The sequence below is a fragment of the Spirillospora sp. NPDC049652 genome (genome assembly GCF_040675125.1).
GTDB lineage: Bacteria > Actinomycetota > Actinomycetes > Streptosporangiales > Streptosporangiaceae > Spirillospora.
Window position 1 is genome coordinate 1 of record NZ_JBFAOF010001546.1, and the last position, 1,113, is coordinate 1,113.

General features: G+C 78.2%; 1 protein-coding gene and 1 pseudogene. Both read right to left on the minus strand.

Features of this window, described 5'->3' with window-relative positions; all coding sequences use genetic code 11:
- Positions 1 to 132 precede the first annotated feature (132 nt).
- Entirely contained in the window at positions 133 to 573 is a 441-nt protein-coding gene (locus AB0J52_RS41810) for a roadblock/LC7 domain-containing protein (protein WP_500188845.1), read from the minus strand.
- A pseudogene (locus AB0J52_RS41815) lies at positions 570 to 1,113 on the minus strand (hypothetical protein); the annotation flags it as partial. The gene AB0J52_RS41810 and the pseudogene AB0J52_RS41815, both read right to left, overlap by 4 nt.

Genomic DNA, 1,113 nt, shown 5'->3' on the forward strand with positions numbered 1-1,113 from the left:
GGCCGGCGGCCGCGCCGGACGCGGACGCACCGGCGGCGCCGGAGGCGGCGGACCGCTCCCCGGCGTCCGCGAACGCGTCGTCCCCGGGCCCGTCCATGCCGGGCCCGGACGCCTGCTCGGGCGGTGCCATGGTCAGGCGCCGCCCTGCTGACCGGCCGAGACGGCCGAGCGCGGGTCGGCCGACAGGTGCTGGCCGACCCGGGTGACCAGCATCGCCATCTCGTAGGCGATGACGCCGAGGTCGGCCCCGGCGTCCGCCAGCACGGCCAGGCACGCGCCGTGCCCGGCCGCCGAGATGATGAGGAACGAGTTCTCCATCTCCACGATGGTCTGCCGGACGGCACCGCCGCCGAAGGTCTCCCCCGCGCCGCGGGCGAGGCTCTGGAAGCTCGCCGCGACCGCCGCCATGTGCTCGGAGTCCTCCCGCGCGAGCCCGCTGGACGCCGCCATGCGCAGCCCGTCGCTGGACAGCACCACCGCGTTCTGCACCTGCGGGACGCGCTGCACCAGGTTGTCGAGCAGCCAGTTCAGCTCGCCTGCCGCCGCACCACCGGCCTGTTGGGCTTGTGTCATGGGATCTGGTCCTCCTGGTCGGATGGAGTGGTCGGTTCCGGGGGGCCTGTGGGAGCGGCGGGTGGGTTCGCGTCCTCACGTCCTGCGGCGCGGGTGGGCGCCGCGTCGGGGGGTCGGGCCGCGGCGGAATCGGTCCGCGGAGCGGCGGAATCGGTCCGCGGAGCGGCGGAATCGGTCCGCGGCGCTCGCGCGCCGGGCCGGGCTTCGGTGCCGGACGGGCCGTTCCCCGGGGTGTCCGGAGTATCCGGGTCGTCCGGGCTTCCGGCCGGGGTCGGGCCCGCGGCCGGCGCGGCGCCGGGCAGGGGGTTGCCGGACGGGGCGGTGTCGGCCGCGTCCGCGCGGCCGCGCTGCCAGCCCGCCTGCATCGCCGACAGCATCGAGCGCAGCGACTCGGGCGAGCGCTCGCCGTCGGCGGGGCCCGGCGGGACGGGCGCGGCGAACAGTCCCGTCGCGCCCGGGTCCGGGGCGTCCGCCTGGATCGGCAGCGGACCGGTCGTCGCGGCGTCCAGGTCGCCCGGCGCGACGTGCGGCTCAGCGGGG

Bases quoted from the DNA above. Each gene is read 5' to 3' on its own strand.
- AB0J52_RS41810 (WP_500188845.1), bottom strand. From the start codon at position 573: ATGACACAAGCCCAACAGGCCGGTGGTGCGGCGGCAGGCGAGCTGAAC.